The organism is Arenivirga flava, assembly GCF_030161575.1.
GTDB lineage: Bacteria > Actinomycetota > Actinomycetes > Actinomycetales > Microbacteriaceae > Arenivirga > Arenivirga flava.
The window spans coordinates 1,726,999-1,744,027 of record NZ_BSUL01000001.1 but is presented as its reverse complement, the minus strand read 5'-3'; the positions used below and the strand labels follow the sequence as shown (position 1 = coordinate 1,744,027).

The following is a 17,029-nucleotide window of genomic DNA, read 5'->3' as shown; positions in this document are numbered from 1 at the left end:
GCTCGCATCCGCCAGCCTGCTCGGATCGCCGTACCGGAACGACCGCGCCGCATCGGTCGCGGTACGTCTTCGTCGTCGCGGTACGGCATCGCAGCGGAGGCTCCGGCGGCGGCGGCGCTAGCGGCGCTGGCGTCGGTACCGGAGGCACCGGAGGCTCCGGCTACAGAGGCCCGTCAGCCATCGATCAGCGACTGCAGCAGAGCGCCGGCGCGGTCGACGAGCGCCTCGCGGTCGGCGGTCAGCAGCCCCTCGTCGCCGACCACCCAGAGGCTGTGCAGCAGGCCGCCGATCACGGACGCTGCCAGCCGGGCGCGCAGGTCGGCGTCCGGCCCCTCGAGCAGCGCGCGGAAGGGCTCGACGAAGTGCAGCTCGTGCTCGGTGCGCAGGCGGTCGGCGACGCCGTCGGCGTCGCTGGCCCGCACGAGGGCGAGGAAGACGTCGCGCACGTCGTCGCCGCGCTCCAGCATGTCGGTCATGAAGCGCCGGCCGAAGGTCTCGCGCGGGCCCTCGAAGGCGAGGGCGCCGGACTCGAGCGCGACCGTGTCGAGGAAGAGCGGCTCCTTGCCGCCGAAGTGCCGGATCACGAGCGCGGGATCGACCCCCGCCTCGCCCGCGATGTCGCGCACCGAGGTGCGCGCGTAGCCGCGCTCCCGGAACAGCCGAGCCGCGGCGCGGTGGATCGCGTCGCGGCTCGTGCTCATGCCGGCGAGCCTAGCCCGCGGTCGTGCCGCGGGAGGACGCCCCGGAGGCGGAGGCGGATGCGGATGCGGATGCGGACTCGGACGCCGGGACCGCATCCGCTCGACCGTCGTACACGTCGTGGTCGAGCTCGTCGTCGGCCTCCGCGACGAGCATGGCCACGAGCGTGTCGCCGTTGACGTTGAGGAAGGTGCGGAAGATGCCGGTGAACCAGTCGACCGCGATCAGCAGGCCCACCGCCTCCACGGGCAGGCCGAGGGTGCTCGCGAGGAAGAGCGCGACGACGGGGAAGCCGCCGGGCACGGTGATGGTGCCCATGTTGAGCAGCACGGCCAGGCCCATGCCGAAGACGATCTGCAGCGGGTCGAGGCTCACGCCGCCCGACTGGGCGAGGAAGAACACGACGATCGTGTAGTTCAGCACCGCGCCGTAGGAGCCCATGGTCAGGCCGACCGACAGGGTGAAGTTCGCCACGCGACGGCTGACGCCCACCTTCTCGACGGTGTTGCGCAGCACGGTCGGGAAGGTCACCGCCGAGCTCGTGGTCGTGATCGCGACCACGGTCTGCTCGGCGAGCTTGGCCGGCAGCTTCCACGGGCTCACGCGGCAGCGCACGGCCACGACCGCGACGAAGGCGACGAAGAGGATGACGACGCCGAGCAGCGTCGTGCCGAGGTAGGCGAGGCCGCTCGTGACCACGGCGAAGCCGACGTCCCCGGCGAGGGCCGCCAGCAGAGCGAACACGCCGATCGGCGCGACGAGCATGACGAGGCGGATGAGCAGCAGCACCACCTGCTGCACCTGCTCGGCCACGTCGAGCACGAGGCGGTTGCCCGTCTGGGCGATGTACTGGTTGAGCGCGATGCCGAACAGCAGCGCGAACAGGATGATCGGCACCATCGCGCCGGTGGACATCGAGCCGACGATGTTGGTGGAGAAGAAGCCGAGCACCGTGTCCTGCCAGCTGGCGGCCTCGCCGGCCGATTCCTCGAACGCCGGATCGACCGGGCCGTCGAAGGAGACGCCGGCACCGGGCTGCAGCAGCAGGCTCAGCCCGACGGCCAGACCCGCCGAGACGATCGAGAAGCCGATCATCCACCCGAAGGTGCGCCCCGCGAGCCGTCCGGTGCCCTGCCCGCCCATCGAGCCGGTGGCGGAGATCACGGAAGCCATCACGAGCGGCACGATCGCCATCTGGATGAGGCGGATGAACGCGTCGCCCACCACCTTCAGGTTCGCCGCCCACTCGCCGGCGATCAGGCCGAAGGCGACGCCGAGCACGGCGGCGATGCCGATGAGGGCGGCGGGATGCTTGAGGGTCGAGAGCTTCACGGAGCCTCCGGGGTGGGGTGGGACGGTGCCCGTCCATTCAGCCCGAGCGCTGTTTCCCCGGTGCTGCGGGAGTGTTTCGGTCCTGTGAACGCCTCAGCCGGTCGTCGACCGCCGCGCCACCAGCTCCGGGGCGAAGCGCACGGCACCGGCCCGCTCGCCCCCGGCTCCCCGGGCGAGCAGCGCCTCGATCGCGGTGCGCCCGAGCTGCTCGCGGGGCTGGCGCACCGAGCTGAGCGGCACCACCGCGGAGGCGGCCCACTCGATGTCGTCGTAGCCGATCACGGCCACGTCCTCGGGCACCCGCACGGTCCCGCGCTCGAGCACGAGCGCCTGCAGCACGCCGAGGCCGAGCAGGTCGTTGACCGCGAAGACGGCATCCGGTCGAGCGGATGCGGGGCGCGCGACGAGCGACCGACCCAGCTCGCGCCCGGCGGTCACGGTCAGCTGCGGCAGGTGCACGACCTCGATCGACGCGTCGGGCACGGCGGCGATGGCCGCACGCACCCCCGCGAGGCGGTCGGCGACCTGGCTCAGGGTGGCGGGGCCGGCGACGACGAGCAGCCGGCGGCGGCCGAGCCCGAGCAGGTGCTCGGCCGCCATCCGGCCGCCGGCGACGTCGTCGACGGTCACGGCATCGAGCGCGCCGGTCGGGTCGACGCCGTCGACCAGCACGACGGGGATGCTGCGCTCGTCGAGGCGGCGCAGGCGGTCGAGGGAGGCGTCCGCGGGGGAGATGAGCACCCCCTGCACGCGCTGCTGCTCGAAGAGCTCGAGGTAGCGCCGCTCGCGCGCCGGGTCGCCGTCGCTGTTGCCGAGGGTCACGCTGAGCCCGGCCGCGGCCGCGGCGGTCTCGACGCCGTGGGCGACGTCGGTGAAGTAGGGGTTGCGCACGTCGAGCACGACGAGGCCGATGGCGGCGCTGCGACCGTCGCGCAGCTGGCGCGCGGCCTCGTTGCGGATGAAGCCGAGCTCGTCGATCGCGGCGCGCACCTTCGCGACGGTGGCGTCGGCGACCTTCTCGGGGCGGTTGAGCACGTTGGACACGGTGCCGATGGAGACGCCCGCCGCGGTCGCGACGTCGCGGATGCTCACCACGCCCATCCGCTCTCCCTCCGTCGACCGCGCTGCGGGACTTGACGTCCGCGCGGTCGCGACACTACCGTGATCGCAGATCGTTGAATCGTTTCATATCGGCACCGTCGCCGGAAGGGCCCACCATGACCGACCTCAGTCCCATCGCCGACCAGCTGACCGCGCAGGCCATCGAGCTCCCGTCGTGGGCGTTCGGCAACTCGGGCACCCGCTTCAAGGTGTACGGAACGCCGGGCACCCCGCGCGACCCGTTCGAGAAGATCGCGGATGCCGCGCAGGTGCACCGGTTCACCGCGCTCGCGCCGACGGTCGCGCTGCACATCCCGTGGGACAAGGTCGAGGACTACACGGTGCTGCGCAGGCACGCCGAGGACCACGGCGTCGCGCTCGGCACCGTCAACTCGAACACCTTCCAGGACGACGACTACAAGTTCGGCGCGCTCACCCACGAGGACGCCGCGGTGCGCCGCAAGGCCATCGACCACCACCTCGAGTGCATCGACATCATGCACGCGACCGGCTCGCGCGACCTCAAGATCTGGCTCGCCGAGGGCTCGAACTACCCGGGCCAGGCCGATCTGCGGGGCCGCCAGGACCGCCTGCACGAGTCGCTCAGCGAGATCTACGCGCGCCTCGGCGACGAGCAGCGCCTCGTGCTCGAGTACAAGTTCTTCGAGCCGGCGTTCTACCACACCGACGTGCCGGACTGGGGCACCAGCTACGCGCAGGTGAGCGCCCTCGGCGACCAGGCGATGGTCTGCCTCGACACGGGCCACCACGCACCCGGCACCAACATCGAGTTCATCGTCATGCAGCTGCTGCGGCTCGGCAAGCTCGGCTCGTTCGACTTCAACTCGCGCTTCTACGCCGACGACGACCTCATCGTGGGCGCGGCCGACCCGTTCCAGCTCTTCCGCATCCTCTTCGAGGTCGTGCGCGGCGGCGGCCTGAACAACCCCGACGTGGCCTTCATGCTCGACCAGTGCCACAACGTCGAGGAGAAGATCCCCGGCCAGATCCGCTCGGTGCTCAACGTGCAGGAGATGACGGCCCGCGCGCTGCTCGTCGACCGCGAGGCCCTCTCCGCCGCCCAGCAGTCGGGCGACGTGCTGGGCGCGCACGCGATCTTCAACGACGCCTTCTACACGGATGTGCGCCCGGCCCTCGCCGACTGGCGCGAGTCCCGCGGTCTGCCGCGCGACCCCTTCGCCGCCTACGCCGCGAGCGGCTACCAGCAGCGCATCGCCGAGGAGCGCATCGGCGGCACCCAGGCCGGCTGGGGAGCCTGAGCGCAGGTATCGAGACAGAGAGAACACGAAGCCATGACGAACCCCGCCGCCGCCGACCTCCTCGCGCGCAGCAACCGCCTGGGCTCCGACCCGCGCATCACCAACTACGCCGGCGGCAACACCTCCGCCAAGGGCACCGACGTCGACCCCGTGACGGGCGAGCCGATCGAGCTGCTCTGGGTCAAGGGCTCCGGCGGCGACCTCGGCACGCTGCAGGAGGGCGGGCTCGCGGTGCTGCAGCTCGACCGCTTCCGCGCCCTGCAGAACGTCTACCCGGGCGTCGACTGCGAGGACGAGATGGTCGAGGCCTTCTCGTACACGCTGCACGGCAGGGGCGGTGCGGCACCGTCGATCGACACGGCGATGCACGCCCTCGTCGATGCGGCGCACGTCGACCACCTGCATCCCGACTCCGGCATCGCCATCGCGACCGCCGCGGACGGCGAGCGCCTCACCGCCGAGATCTTCGGCGGCAAGGTGGTCTGGGTGCCGTGGCGCCGCCCCGGCTTCCAGCTCGGCCTCGACATCGCCGAGATCAAGCGCGCGAACCCGGAGGCGATCGGCACGATCCTCGGCGGCCACGGCATCACCGCCTGGGGCGACACGAGCGACGAGGCGGAGGCGAACTCGCGCTGGATCATCGACACCGCGGAGGCGCACATCGCCGCCCACGGCGAGGCGCAGCCCTTCGGTGCCCCCGAGAAGGATTCGAAGCCCTGCCCGAGGCGGAGCGCCGCGAGCGCGCCGCCCGCCTGGCCGCGACCATCCGCGGCATCGCCAGCCACGACAGGCCGCAGATCGGCCACTTCACCGACGCCGAGGTCGTGCTCGACTTCCTCGCCAGCGAGAAGGCGCCGGCGCTCGCCGCGCTCGGCACCAGCTGCCCCGACCACTTCCTGCGCACCAAGGTGAAGCCGCTCATCCTCGACCTGCCGGCCACGGCTCCGCTGGAGGAGCAGATCGCGCGCCTGAAGGAGCTGCACGCCGAGTACCGCGCCGACTACACCGCGTACTACGAGGCCCATGCGACGGAGGGGAGCCCGGCCATCCGCGGTGCCGATCCGCTCATCGTGCTCGTGCCCGGCGTCGGCCAGTTCAGCTACGGCGCGAACAAGCAGACCGCCCGCGTCGCCGGCGAGTTCTACATCAACGCGATCAACGTGATGCGCGGCGCCGAGGCGCTCAGCACCTACGCGCCGATCTCGGATGCCGAGAAGTTCCGCATCGAGTACTGGGCGCTCGAGGAAGCGAAGCTGCAGCGCCTGCCGAAGCCGAAGACCCACCAGGGCCGCATCGCCTTCGTCACCGGCGCCGCATCCGGCATCGGCAAGGCCATCGCCACCCGTCTCGCGAAGGAGGGTGCCTGCGTCGTCGTCGCCGACCTCGACCTGGCGAAGGCGCAGGCCGCTGCCGCCGAGCTGGGCGGCACGGACGTCGCCATCGGCGTCGCCGCGAACGTCGCCGACGAGGCCGGCGTGCGGGCCGCGATCGACGCGACGCTGCTCGCCTTCGGCGGCGTCGACCTGGTCGTCAACAACGCCGGGCTGTCCCTGAGCAAGCCGCTGCTCGAGACCACCGAGGCGGACTGGGACCTGCAGCACGACGTGATGGCCAAGGGCTCGTTCCTCGTGTCGAAGGCCGCCGCATCCGCCCTCATCGAGCAGGGCCTCGGCGGCGACATCATCTACATCTCCTCGAAGAACTCCGTCTTCGCCGGTCCGAACAACATCGCCTACTCGGCCGTGAAGGCCGACCAGGCCCACCAGGTGCGCCTGCTGGCGGTCGAGCTCGGCGAGCACGGCGTGCGCGTCAACGGCATCAACCCCGACGGCGTCGTGCGCGGCTCGGGCATCTTCGCCGCCGGCTGGGGCGCCAACCGCGCCGCGACCTACGGCGTGGCGGAGGAGGACCTGGGCCAGTTCTACGCGAACCGGACCATCCTCAAGCGCGAGGTCGTGCCCGAGAACGTCGCCGACGCGGTGACCGTGCTCACCGGCCCCGAGCTGAGCCGCACCACGGGCCTGCACATCCCCGTCGACTCCGGCGTGGCCGCGGCCTTCCTGCGATGACGAGCCTCGCAGCGGTCGACCTCGGCGCCACGAGCGGCCGGGTCGTACTCGGCGAGCTGAGCGGCGGGCGGCTGCGCCTCGAGGAGGTCGCGCGCTTCCAGAACCGGCCCGTGCGCACGCCCGACGGACTGCACTGGTCGATCCTCGAGCTCTACCGCGACCTGGTCGAGGGGCTCGCGGCCGCCGCGCGGCGCGCCCCGACCTCGCGGGCATCGGCATCGACTCGTGGGCCGTCGACTACGCGCTGCTGCGCGGCGGGCGCATGCTCGGCACGCCGTACCACTACCGCGACGAGCGCACCGCGGCCGGCGTCGAGGCCGTGCACGCGCTGGTCGGCGCCGAGGAGCTCTACGGCCGCAACGGCCTGCAGCACCTGCCCTTCAACACGCTGTTCCAGCTCGCCGTCGACCGGCAGCAGGGCACCCTGCCGCTCGCCGACGGCATGCTGCTGCTACCCGACCTGCTCGGCAGCTGGCTCACCGGCCGCGCGGTCGCCGAGCGCACGAACGCCTCCACCACCGGCCTGCTGAACGTCACGACGAGCGGATGGGACGCCCAGCTCGCAGAGCGCCTCGACCTGCCGACCGCGATCCTGCCCGAGCTCGTCGACGCCGGCACCGTGCTGGGCGGACTGCTGCCCACAGCGGCCCGCGGCATCGGCGCGACGGATGCGGTGGTCAGCACCGTCGGATCGCACGACACCGCGAGCGCGGTCGTCGCCGTGCCCGCCACCGAGCCCGGCTACGGCTACATCTCGAGCGGCACGTGGTCGCTCGTCGGCGTCGAGCTGGAGCGCCCCGTGCTCAGCGAGGCGAGCCGCGCGGCGAACTTCACGAACGAGGGCGGCGTCGACGGGCGGGTGCGCTACCTGCGCAACGTCGGCGGGCTCTGGCTGCTCAGCGAGAGCATCCGCGAGTGGGAGCGCAGCGGCGAGACCGTCGACCTCGGCGCGCTGCTCGCGGCCGCCGCGGCCGCCCCGGACGATGCGCCGGTGTTCGACGTGGACGACGCGGCGTTCCTGGCGCCCGGCGACATGCCCACCCGCATCCGCTCGTGGCTGTCGGAACGGGGCCTGCCGGTGCCGGAGGACCGCCCACGGCTCGTGCGCAGCATCCTCCGCTCGCTCGCCGAGGCCTACGCCCGCACCATCGAGCAGGCCCGCGAGCTGAGCGGCGCCGAGGTTCGCGTGCTGCACATCGTGGGCGGCGGCAGCAACAACGCGCTGCTCTGCCAGCTCACCGCCGACGCGACCGGGCTGCCGGTCGTCGCCGGACCCGACGAGGCGACCGCCATCGGCAACCTCCTCGTGCAGGCCCGTACCCTCGGGCAGATCTCGGGCTCCCTCGAGAGCCTGCGCGCCGTCGTGCGCGACTCCTTCCCCGTCCGCTCCTACACCCCGTCGAGGTAGCCGTGGTCCAGCGTCAACTCCCCAAGCCCAAGGAGCTCCTCGAGCTCATGCAGTTCAAGAAGCCGGATCTGGATGCGCGGCGCCGCCGCCTCCAGGGCGCGCTGACGATCGAGGACCTGCGCACGATCGCGAAGCGGCGCACGCCGAAGGCGGCGTTCGACTACACGGACGGCGCCGCGGAGGGTGAGCTGTCGCTGATGCGCGCGCGCCGGGCGTTCCGCGACGTCGAGTTCCACCCCGAGGTGCTGCGCGACGTGTCGAACGTCGACACCTCGCGCGAGGTGCTGGGCGGCCCGATGGCGATGCCGTTCGCGATCGCGCCGACGGGGTTCACCCGGCTCATGCAGACCGAGGGCGAGACGGCCGGCGCCGGCGCGGCGGGAGCGGCGGGCATCCCCTTCACCCTGTCGACGCTCGGCACCACCTCGATCGAGGACGTCAAGAAGGCGAACCCGAACGGCCGCAACTGGTTCCAGCTGTACGTGATGAACCAGCGCGAGATCTCCTATGGCCTCGTCGAGCGGGCCGCCGCGGCCGGCTTCGACACGCTGCAGTTCACCGTGGACACCCCCGTCGCCGGTGCGCGGCTGCGGGACAAGCGCAACGGCTTCTCCATCCCGCCGCAGCTGACCGTCGGCACGATCGTGAACGCGATCCCGCGGCCGTGGTGGTGGATCGACTTCCTCACCACCCCCAAGCTCGAGTTCGCGTCGCTGTCGACCACCGGCGGCACCGTCGGCGAACTGCTGAACGCGGCGATGGACCCGTCGATCTCCTACGACGACCTCGACATCATCCGCGGCATGTGGCCGGGGAAGATCGTCGTCAAGGGCGTGCAGTCGGTGACGGATGCGAAGCAGCTGGTCGACCGAGGCGTGGACGGCATCATCCTCTCCAACCACGGCGGCCGCCAGCTCGACCGCGCCCCGATCCCGTTCCACCTGCTGCCCGCGGTGGTGCGCGAAGTGGGCGAGGACACCGAGATCGGCCTCGACACCGGCATCATGAACGGCGCCGACATCGTCGCCTCCGTAGCGCTCGGCGCCCGCTTCACCCTCATCGGCCGCGCGTACCTGTACGGGCTCATGGCCGGAGGCCGTGCGGGGGTGGATCGCACGATCGAGATCCTCTCGACCGAGATCGTGCGCACCATGCAGCTGCTCGGCGCGCACAGCCTCGACGAGCTCGAGCCGAAGCACGTCACCCAGCTCGAGCGCCTGGTGCCCCGCCCCCGCGGCTGACACGCCCGCCTCCGCGGCTGACCCGCCCGCCTCCGCGGCTGACCCGCGGGCGCGCGCAGGGACCGGCGGCGGTCGCGGGGCCCGCCCCCGGCCCCGACTCCGGATCGTGCATCCGATCGCCCGAGCCGCAGTATCGAAGCGACACGGCAGTACGCGCACGCGTGCAGCCCTGTCGTTCTCGTACTGCGGCGTCGGGGCTGCACCACGCCGCGGGCCTCGTGCGTCAGCTCGCGATGCCGACCCGCTCGGCGCTGCGCTCCCACAGCCCGTTCACGATGCGGTCGTCGAGCAGCTGCGGGTTGAGCAGCCTCCCGAGCCGGCGCTTCGAGTAGTAGGCGCCGGGCTTCCAGTCGGCCCCGGGGCGTCCGCTCAGGAAGCGGTCGAGGGTCTCGCCGCCGCGTTGCGCCGTGGTGAGGAAGGGCTTCGCCAGCGGGGAGCCGTAGAGCCAGCGCAGCACGCTCGTGGTGTCGCCGGCGAACCCCGTCGCCACGATGCCCGGGTGGAACGCGACCGCCGCGATGCCGCGGTCGGCGTAGCGCTCGTGCAGGGCCCGCGCGAACATCGCATTGGCGAGCTTCGCGTCGCCGTAGGCCTTCTCGGGGCTGTACCCGCGCACGTTGTCGAGGTCGTCCAGCGCGATGTCCCCCCAGAGGCGGTGCGCGATGCTCGAGGTGTTCACGATCGTCGCGCCGTCGCCGGCCAGCAGCTCGTCCATGAGCAGCCGGGTGAGCAGGAACGGCGACAGGTGGTTCACCTGGAGGGTCAGCTCGTTGCCGTCGACGGTCAGCTGCTCCTCCCGGAAGATGCCGCCGGCGTTGTTCGCGAGCGCGTCGATGCCCGCACCCTCGTGCGACACGGCCGAGCGGATGCGCTCCGCCAGCTCGCGCACCTGGTCCAGCTCCGAGAAGTCGGCCACGAAGGGCTCGGCACCCGTGCGCTCGGCGACCGCCGCGGTCTTCTCGGGGTTGCGCCCCACGATCAGCACCCGCTCGCCGCGCGACGCGGCGAGGCCGGCGGCCACGGCACCGAGGCCGTCGGAGCCGCCGGTGATGAGCACGGTCCTGCGGGTCATGGGATTCCTCTCGACGGACGGATGCGCGTTGCACCCCGCGCACTACGGTTCGGCGTGATCGCCCCCGCGGTTCCCATCCTCCCGCGCCGCGCTCGCGCCTGCGCTCGCGCTCGCGCCGCGCCGCGCCCGCGCTGCGCCCGCGCCGCGCCCGGACTGCGCCTGCGCCCGCGCCCGTACGACTCAGTACCGTGCCGACAACTCAGCCCCGCGATCGATGCCGAGTTGTCGTTTCGACGCTGAGGCGGTCCCGCGCGGCGGCGCAGCCTGCGTGCGGTGGTGGTGGGCTCGCGTGCTGCGGCGACCGGCGCATGCCCGCGCCCACGCCCGCGCTGCGCTCGTGCCCACGCCCGCGCTGCGCTCGTGCCCACGCCCGCGCTGCGCTCGTGCCCACGCCCGCGCTGCGCTCGTGCCCACGCCCGCGCTGCGCTCGTGCCCACACCCGCGCTGCGCTCGTGCCCACACCCGCGCTGCGCTCGTGCCCACACCCGCGCTGCGCCTGCGCCCGTACGACTCAGTACCGTGCCGACAACTCAGCCCCGCGATCGATGCTGAGTTGTCGTTTCGACGCTGAGACGGCCCCGCACGGCCCGCGCGAGCGCAGCTCGCCACGGCCCACGCAAGCGCGGCTCGCCACACCCCGCGCAAGCACACCCCGCGCAAGCCCGCCCCGCGGCGGCGCCTCAGCCCTCGTGCAGCACGAAGTCGTCGAACGAGAACCCCGGCGAGACGATGCAGCTCGCGAGCGCCTCCGCCTCGCCCGGCAGCGTGCGCTGCCACACGCCGCCGGGCACGAGCGCCTGGGCGCGACCGCCGTCGCCACCGCGACCGCCGTCGCCACCGCCGCCGCGACCGCCGTCGCCACTGCGACCGCCGTCGCCGCCGCTGCCGCGCACGTCGCCGAGCCGCACGATCTCCCCGCCGACCGGCGTCTCCCCGTCGCCGCCGAGCTGCAGCGCGATCGGGCCCAGCCCGTTCCAGATCCAGATCTCGTCCGAGTCCACGCGGTGCCACGCCGACGCCTCGCCCGCCGGCAGCAGGAAGAGGATGAGGGTCGCCGCGGGCCGTACACGCCCGTCCGCGAGTGCGACCTCCGCGGCGCCGGCCCAGGTGCGGCGGTACCAGCCGCCCTCCGGGTGCGGCTCCAGCTCCAGCGCGGCGGCGAGCGGCGGCACGGGCACGCGCTCGATCAGGCGCCCGTCGACGGCGCGGCGCTCGGCGTGCGTCCTGCGTGGTTCATGCATGCCACGATCATCGCGCGTCACACGAGCGGATGCGGGTGGGAGGATGGACGACGGCCCGCGCATCCGCGCATCCGCCGTCGAAGGGAAGCCACCATGACCGAGAACCCTCGCGCCCGCGTCGAGTCCTTCAACCTCGACCACCGCGCCGTCGTCGCCCCCTACGTGCGGCTCGCCGACCGCAAGGAGCTGAAGAGCGGCGGCGTCGTCTCCAAGTACGACGTGCGCTTCACGCAGCCGAACGTCGCACACCTCGACGGCGAGGCCGTGCACTCGGTCGAGCACATGTTCGCCGAGTTCTCGCGCGCCCACAGCGACCGCATCATCGACTTCTCGCCGATGGGATGCCTGACCGGCTTCTACCTAGCCCTCGACGGCGATCTCGAGATCGCCGAGGTCGAGGCGCTCATCGAGCGCACCCTGCACGACGTGCTCGAGGCCGCCGAGGTGCCCGCCGCGAACGAGGTGCAGTGCGGCTGGGCCGCGCACCACGACCTCGAGAAGGCGAAGGAGGCCGTGCGTCCCTTCCTCGCCGCCCGCGCCGAGTGGTCGACGGTGATGGCGTGACGGTCGTCGTCGTCGCGGCGATGGCCGAGGAGGCCGGCGCCGTGCTCGCGCACGTGGGCGAGGCGATCGAGCAGGCACCGCTCGCCGGCCAGCCCTGGTGGCGCGGCAGCCTCGACGGGCGCCCGGTCGCCGTGGTGCAGGGCGGCATCGGCCTCGTCAACGCCGCGACCTCGCTCACCGCCGCCCTGCACGCGCTGAGCGCAGCGGATGCGCCGGCCGAGCTGGTCGTGAGCGCCGGCACCGCCGGCGGCCTCGGCGAGCAGGTCGAGGTCGGCGACGTCGTCGTCGCGGAGCGGGTCGTGCACGCCGACGTCGACGTGACGGTCTTCGGCTACGCGCTGGGCCAGGTGCCCCGCATGCCCGACGGCTACGAGGCGCCGCCGGAGCTGGTCGCGGCGGCCGCGTCGCTCACCGGCGACGTGGTGCGCATCGGCGACGCGGTCTCCACCGACGCGTTCGTCGTCCCGGAGAGAGCGCGCCGCATCCTCGCCGACTTCCCCGACACGCTCTTCGCCGACATGGAGACCTCCGCGCTCGCGCAGGTGGCTTTCCGGCACGGGGTCGGGTTCGTCGCGGTGCGCGGCATCTCCGATCTCGCCGACGGCGGTGAGTTCAGTGAGCACGTGGACGACGCCGCCGAGCGCTCGGCACGCGTCGTCGCGGCGCTGCTCGCGGCGCGGGGCTGACCCTCAGCCGGTCCTTGCACCGCTCACAGCGGTGCAGCGGATCATGAGCGCATGGCGAACTTCTCGAAGATCCTCAAGGCGGCGCAGCACGCGCTGAAGACCGAGCAGGGCCGGTCGGCGGGTCGCAAGGCCGTGGACGGCATCGCGCAGGCCGGCGACCGGGTCACGGGCGGCAAGCACCGCGACAAGATCGAGAAGGCGCGTCAGGCGGCTCGCAAGCACCTCGGCGACGAGCGGCGCTGACCCGCCCAGTTCAGAAGACCGGGCGACGAGCGGCGCCGACCCGCCCGGTTCAGCGCGACCGGTCGCCGAGCGGCGCATCCCCCGCTGCGCGCTCGGCCTCCTCCGCCGCCCCGGCCACCGCTCGGCCCACGGCGCGCAGGGCGACCGGGTCGGCCAGGATGCGCGAGTGCCCGGCGATCGGCAGCCGCACGTTCTCGGCACCCGGCAGCTCGCTGCCACCCGGCACGTGGGGGTCGAAGAGCGGGTAGATCGAGGTGATCCGCGCGTTCACGGCCGTCTCCGCGGCGAGCGCGAGCACGTCGGGGGAGGAGGGCGCGAGCGCCCGGATGGCGCGCACGGGCAGCACGTCGCCCCACGCCGAGCCGGAGAACGGGGTGGCGATCGCGACCAGGCGGGCCACCCGCCATCCGCTCGGCCCCAGCATCACCTTCTTGCCGATCAGGCCGCCCTTGCTGTGGGCGAGCAGCACGGCGCCGCGCAGGTCGAGCCGCTCGAGCTCTGCCGAGACGATCTCCGCCCCGCGCTCGATGCCCGTGGTGGTGCGGCGCAGCTCGACCACCGCGTGGGTCGGGTGCCCGAGCTCGTGCATGAGGTCGGCGAGCGGATGCAGGAACTGCCAGTCCTCGTAGATCCCGGGCAGCAGGACGATGGGCGCGCGGTCGGCGAGTCCCTCGCGATAGCGGGTCGGATCGAGCGGGCGGCGCAGCACCGCGACGTGCGAGCGGGTGGCGTAGTGCGAGTCGAGCAGCCACTCCCGGCCGAGCAGGCCGGCGAGCACGACGTCGGCGATGGCGCGGCCCAGTCGCGCCCCGTGCCGTGCGAGCCCCCTCTGCATGCGCCGATCGTAGGCGTGCCCGGTCGGCCTAGGCTGAGCGCATGACCGCCCCGCCCGCCTGTCCCTGCGGCAGCGGCGAGCTGCTGGCCGCCTGCTGCGGGCCGCTCCACGCGGGGCATCCGGCGCCGACGGCCGAGCGGCTCATGCGCTCGCGGTTCAGTGCGTTCGCGCTCGGCGACGCCGCCTACCTGCTGCGCTCCTGGTCGCGCACGACCCGCCCGGCCTCCCTCGAGGTCGACGGCGGCACGGTGTGGCGCAGGCTGCAGATCGTCGACGCGGTCGGCGGGGGAGCGGCGGACGCGCAGGGGGTCGTCGAGTTCCGCGCCTCCTACCGGGATGCGGACGGCGCCGGCCTGCTGCACGAGCGCAGCCGCTTCGTCCGCGAGGACGGGCGCTGGGTCTACGTGGACGGGGACGTCCGCTCCGTGTGACGCGCTGTGGGCTTGACGGGCATTTCTTACAGACGTAAAGTTCTTGACGTCTGTAAGAAAGGTGGTCCTCGTGACCGACCCCCGCCTCGCCCGCACCCGCGCCGCGATCCTCGACGCCGCGACCGAGGCCATGGAGGCCGGTCCGCTCGAAGAGATCACGATCAGCGGCCTCGTCGAGCGCGCCGGCGTGAGCCGACCCTCGCTCTACCAGCACTTCGGCGACCTGCCGTCGGTGTTCCGCGATGCGGCGTTCGCTCGGCTGCAACAGCGCATCGCGCTCATCCAGCCGCCGGCGTCGTTCGAGAGCACCGGGCAGTGGGCCGCGTTCCTGCACGGTGGCGTCGGCGGACTCCTCGAGCACCTGCGCGAGCACGCCGTCTTCTACCGTCGCGCCCTGCACGGCCCCAGCGGTCGCGAGCTGAGCGCCTCGGTCGTCGCCTTCCTGTCCACCCGCATCCTCGAGCAGTCGCCGCTCGGCGCGCGCATCCCGCGCGGCGCCGCGCTGCGGCCCGAGGACCGGGTCGCCGCCATCGCCGCCGGCGCCGTCTGGATCATCACCGACTGGCTCGGCTCCGACTTCTCGGGCCCCGACGCCGTCGACGCGATGACCGATCGCATCGCCGCACTGCTCATCACCCTCTCGGGTGCCGAATCGGGAGAACCGACCGCATGACCCGCCGCATCCGCCCCTTCCAGATCGTCGTGCTCGTGGCGATCGCGCTCATCCCGTCCATCTACGCCGGTGCGCTCGTCTGGTCCAACGAGGACCCGACGCACAACCTCGACGGCATCGCGGCGGCCGTCGTCGATCTCGACGCCGGCGCCGACGCGGCGGACGGAGAACGGCTGCAGCTCGGCGACGAGGTGCGCGACGAGCTCGTCGGGAGCACCGCCTCGAACAACTTCCGCTGGAGCGCGGTCGACGCGGACGCGGCGCGCGACGGCCTCACCAGCGGCGCCTACGCGGCCGTGCTCACGATCCCCGAGACCTTCTCCGCCGATGTGGCCTCCGCGGGCGACGAGGACCCGCTGGCCGCCACGGCCGCCGAGCTCACCGTGCAGACCAACGACGGCTCGAACCTCATCGTCGGCAACATCGCCGCGACGATCGGGGAGCGGGTCACGGCGTCGCTGGCCTCGCAGGTCTCCGAGGAGTACCTCGACAACGTCTACGTCGGCTTCACCGACGTGCACGACTCGCTGCAGGAGGCCGCCGACGGAGCGGGCGAGCTGGCCGGCGGCGCAGCGGATGCGCACAGCGGCTCCGCCCGGCTCGTCACCGGCCTCGCGCAGCTGCGCGACGGATCCGGGCGCCTGAGGGACGGGTTGCCCGAGCTCGCCGCCGGCGCCTCCGGTGCGGCGGACGGTGCGGCGTCGCTCTCCGGCGGGCTGGAGTCCCTCCGCCAGGCCACCACGGCCCTGCCCGATTCGGCGCAGCAGCTCGCCGACGGCGCGGGGGCGGCCTCGGCCGGCGCGCAGGACCTCTCCGCGGGGGCCGACCGGCTCGCGAGCGGCAGTGGGACGGCGCTCGATGGCGCTCGGCGTCTCGACGCCGGCCTGCAGGAGCTGCTCGCGAACTGGGACGCTCTCCCCGACGCGGCCCGCCGCGCCGCCGTGCAGCAGCTCGAGCTGGGCAGCGCCGAGCTCGTCGGCGACGGCAGCGCGGAGCGTCCCGGTCTGACGGGCCTCGCCGCGGGCGCCGCGCAGCTCGACGGCGGCGCGGCCTCGCTCGACGACGGTCTCGCCACGCTGGCCGAGGGCACCGGCGCCCTGGCCGCATCCGCACCCGGCCTCGCTCAGGGCATCGCGGATGCGGCCGACGGCGGCAGCGCGCTCGCGAGCGGTACGGCAGCGCTGCGCGACGGCGTGGGCACGGTGCGGAGCGGTGCGGAGGCACTCGCCGGCGGTGCCGCGGACGCCGCGGACGGCGCCGCCGCCCTCGACGAGGGCCTCGGCAGCCTCGAGGACGGAGCCGGGCAGCTCGCGACCCGCCTGCGCGACGGCGTCGACGACGTGCCGAGCTACACGGCCGGACAGCGCCAGCACCTCGGCCAGGTCGCGGCCACCCCGGTCGACCTGGACGCGCAGCGCGTCAACGAGGTGCCCAGCTACGGCTACGGCCTGGCGCCGTACTTCATGTCGCTCGCCCTCTGGGTCGGCGCCCTCGCCTTCTACCTGATGATGCCGGCCCTGCGCGCGAGCGCTCTGGCCGCGCGCGGTCCGAGCGTGGTGGCGGCGCTGCGCAGCTACCTCCCGGGCGCGGCGGTCGCGGTCGTGCAGGGCCTGCTCATGACCGGCGCGGTGGTGGTCGGCCTGGGCGTCCGTGCCGCGGACGTGCCCGGGCTGCTCGGCATGGCGCTGCTCACGAGCCTGACCTTCGTCGCGGTCAACCAGGCGCTCATCGCGCTGCTGGGCGCGCCGGGTCGCTTCATCGCGCTGCTGATGATCGTGCTCCAGCTCTCCTCCGCCGGTGGGACGTACCCGGTCGAGACGGCACCGCCGCTCTTCCAGGCCCTGCACGGCGTGCTGCCGCTCAACCACGCCGTCGAGGCCTTCCGCTCGCTCATCGCCGGCGGGTCGATCGGCGTGGCCGAGGCGGTGCCCGTGCTGCTGCTCTGGCTCGTCGGGGCGCTGCTGCTCACCTGGTTCGCCGCTGCGCGCGCGAGGCGGCGGTCGCGGCAGGGCGAGCCGGGCGCTGCGGTCGAGGTCGATGCGGAGGTCGCCGCGAGCGCCTGAGCGGCCCGTGTGCGCTCCCTCCGCAAACCGTCCGTCCGTTTGGCCCTCGAGCGGGGGAGTCGGAAGGGTGGAGCGCACGTTGTCCACGACG

At 73.3% G+C, this 17,029-nt stretch carries 15 protein-coding genes and 1 pseudogene; 10 read left to right on the top strand and 6 right to left on the bottom strand.

The window, feature by feature from the left end; genetic code table 11:
• Positions 1 to 173 precede the first annotated feature (173 nt).
• The 3 genes from QQK26_RS08415 to QQK26_RS08405 form a co-directional block, all read right to left on the bottom strand.
• Complete coding sequence (locus QQK26_RS08415) at positions 174 to 701, bottom strand: TetR/AcrR family transcriptional regulator (protein WP_284231800.1); 528 nt, start codon at positions 699 to 701, stop codon at positions 174 to 176.
• 10 nt (positions 702 to 711) lie between these two features.
• On the bottom strand, positions 712 to 2,031 hold the full coding sequence (locus QQK26_RS08410; RefSeq protein ID WP_284231799.1) for a dicarboxylate/amino acid:cation symporter: 1,320 nt from the start codon (positions 2,029 to 2,031) through the stop codon (positions 712 to 714).
• A 93-nt stretch (positions 2,032 to 2,124) separates the two neighbouring features.
• Positions 2,125 to 3,132 carry a LacI family DNA-binding transcriptional regulator gene (locus tag QQK26_RS08405; RefSeq protein WP_284231798.1) on the bottom strand — a complete coding sequence of 336 codons (1,008 nt, stop codon included), beginning with the start codon at positions 3,130 to 3,132 and terminating at the stop codon, positions 2,125 to 2,127.
• A 116-nt stretch (positions 3,133 to 3,248) separates the two neighbouring features.
• Here QQK26_RS08405 and rhaI point away from each other — a divergent pair, with 116 nt between their 5' ends.
• From rhaI to QQK26_RS08385, 4 genes and pseudogenes are all read left to right on the top strand, one after another.
• Complete coding sequence (rhaI, locus tag QQK26_RS08400; protein ID WP_284231797.1) at positions 3,249 to 4,412, top strand: L-rhamnose isomerase; 1,164 nt, start codon at positions 3,249 to 3,251, stop codon at positions 4,410 to 4,412.
• 33 nt (positions 4,413 to 4,445) lie between these two features.
• A pseudogene (locus QQK26_RS08395) lies at positions 4,446 to 6,481 on the top strand (bifunctional aldolase/short-chain dehydrogenase).
• A 133-nt stretch (positions 6,482 to 6,614) separates the two neighbouring features.
• Complete coding sequence (locus QQK26_RS08390; RefSeq protein WP_348520049.1) at positions 6,615 to 7,889, top strand: rhamnulokinase; 1,275 nt, start codon at positions 6,615 to 6,617, stop codon at positions 7,887 to 7,889.
• A gap of 2 nt (positions 7,890 to 7,891) precedes the next feature.
• Positions 7,892 to 9,130 carry an alpha-hydroxy acid oxidase gene (locus QQK26_RS08385; RefSeq protein WP_284231796.1) on the top strand — a complete coding sequence of 413 codons (1,239 nt, stop codon included), beginning with the start codon at positions 7,892 to 7,894 and terminating at the stop codon, positions 9,128 to 9,130.
• A 223-nt stretch (positions 9,131 to 9,353) separates the two neighbouring features.
• On the opposite strand, the gene QQK26_RS08380 is transcribed toward QQK26_RS08385, so the two are convergent.
• Together QQK26_RS08380 and QQK26_RS08375 are read right to left on the bottom strand one after the other, a co-directional pair.
• Positions 9,354 to 10,202, bottom strand: coding sequence for an SDR family NAD(P)-dependent oxidoreductase (locus QQK26_RS08380; protein WP_284231795.1), 849 nt, complete (start codon positions 10,200 to 10,202; stop codon positions 9,354 to 9,356).
• A 680-nt stretch (positions 10,203 to 10,882) separates the two neighbouring features.
• Positions 10,883 to 11,443, bottom strand: a complete 561-nt coding sequence (locus QQK26_RS08375; RefSeq protein ID WP_284231794.1) for a cupin domain-containing protein — start codon at positions 11,441 to 11,443, stop codon at positions 10,883 to 10,885.
• Between the two features lie 93 nt (positions 11,444 to 11,536).
• Between QQK26_RS08375 and QQK26_RS08370 the strand changes: the two genes are divergently transcribed.
• The 3 genes from QQK26_RS08370 to QQK26_RS08360 are packed head-to-tail and all read left to right on the top strand — an operon-like array spanning position 11,537 to position 12,936.
• Positions 11,537 to 12,007 carry an S-ribosylhomocysteine lyase gene (locus QQK26_RS08370; RefSeq protein WP_284231793.1) on the top strand — a complete coding sequence of 157 codons (471 nt, stop codon included), beginning with the start codon at positions 11,537 to 11,539 and terminating at the stop codon, positions 12,005 to 12,007.
• Positions 12,004 to 12,693, top strand: coding sequence for a 5'-methylthioadenosine/S-adenosylhomocysteine nucleosidase (gene mtnN / locus QQK26_RS08365; RefSeq protein ID WP_284231792.1), 690 nt, complete (start codon positions 12,004 to 12,006; stop codon positions 12,691 to 12,693). Before QQK26_RS08370 ends, mtnN begins: the two co-directional genes overlap by 4 nt.
• 51 nt (positions 12,694 to 12,744) lie before the next feature.
• On the top strand, positions 12,745 to 12,936 hold the full coding sequence (locus QQK26_RS08360; protein ID WP_284231791.1) for an antitoxin: 192 nt from the start codon (positions 12,745 to 12,747) through the stop codon (positions 12,934 to 12,936).
• Between the two features lie 49 nt (positions 12,937 to 12,985).
• Here the strand turns inward: QQK26_RS08360 and QQK26_RS08355 are convergent, their stop codons facing one another.
• The gene (locus QQK26_RS08355) at positions 12,986 to 13,771 is read right to left on the bottom strand and encodes an esterase/lipase family protein (RefSeq protein WP_284231790.1); all 786 of its coding nucleotides are present in this window, start codon (positions 13,769 to 13,771) and stop codon (positions 12,986 to 12,988) included.
• A gap of 41 nt (positions 13,772 to 13,812) precedes the next feature.
• On the opposite strand from QQK26_RS08355, the gene QQK26_RS08350 reads away from it, so the two are divergent.
• The 3 genes from QQK26_RS08350 to QQK26_RS08340 all read left to right on the top strand — a co-directional run bounded on the left by QQK26_RS08350 (position 13,813) and on the right by QQK26_RS08340 (position 16,938).
• Complete coding sequence (locus QQK26_RS08350) at positions 13,813 to 14,202, top strand: YchJ family protein (RefSeq protein WP_284231789.1); 390 nt, start codon at positions 13,813 to 13,815, stop codon at positions 14,200 to 14,202.
• Between the two features lie 70 nt (positions 14,203 to 14,272).
• Positions 14,273 to 14,875 (top strand): TetR/AcrR family transcriptional regulator, encoded by a 603-nt coding sequence (locus QQK26_RS08345; RefSeq protein ID WP_284231788.1) that lies wholly within the window; start codon positions 14,273 to 14,275, stop codon positions 14,873 to 14,875.
• Positions 14,872 to 16,938, top strand: coding sequence for a YhgE/Pip domain-containing protein (locus QQK26_RS08340; protein WP_284231787.1), 2,067 nt, complete (start codon positions 14,872 to 14,874; stop codon positions 16,936 to 16,938). The genes QQK26_RS08345 and QQK26_RS08340 overlap by 4 nt, the downstream gene beginning before the upstream one ends.
• The last annotated feature ends 91 nt before the right edge of the window (positions 16,939 to 17,029 follow it).

Bases quoted from the DNA above. Each gene is read 5' to 3' on its own strand.
- QQK26_RS08340 (WP_284231787.1), top strand. From the start codon at position 14,872: ATGACCCGCCGCATCCGCCCCTTCCAGATCGTCGTGCTCGTGGCGATC.
- QQK26_RS08405 (WP_284231798.1), bottom strand. From the start codon at position 3,132: ATGGGCGTGGTGAGCATCCGCGACGTCGCGACCGCGGCGGGCGTCTCC.
- QQK26_RS08370 (WP_284231793.1), top strand. From the start codon at position 11,537: ATGACCGAGAACCCTCGCGCCCGCGTCGAGTCCTTCAACCTCGACCAC.
- QQK26_RS08415 (WP_284231800.1), bottom strand. From the start codon at position 701: ATGAGCACGAGCCGCGACGCGATCCACCGCGCCGCGGCTCGGCTGTTC.
- rhaI (WP_284231797.1), top strand. From the start codon at position 3,249: ATGACCGACCTCAGTCCCATCGCCGACCAGCTGACCGCGCAGGCCATC.
- QQK26_RS08350 (WP_284231789.1), top strand. From the start codon at position 13,813: ATGACCGCCCCGCCCGCCTGTCCCTGCGGCAGCGGCGAGCTGCTGGCC.
- QQK26_RS08375 (WP_284231794.1), bottom strand. From the start codon at position 11,443: ATGCATGAACCACGCAGGACGCACGCCGAGCGCCGCGCCGTCGACGGG.
- QQK26_RS08380 (WP_284231795.1), bottom strand. From the start codon at position 10,202: ATGACCCGCAGGACCGTGCTCATCACCGGCGGCTCCGACGGCCTCGGT.
- QQK26_RS08355 (WP_284231790.1), bottom strand. From the start codon at position 13,771: ATGCAGAGGGGGCTCGCACGGCACGGGGCGCGACTGGGCCGCGCCATC.
- QQK26_RS08360 (WP_284231791.1), top strand. From the start codon at position 12,745: ATGGCGAACTTCTCGAAGATCCTCAAGGCGGCGCAGCACGCGCTGAAG.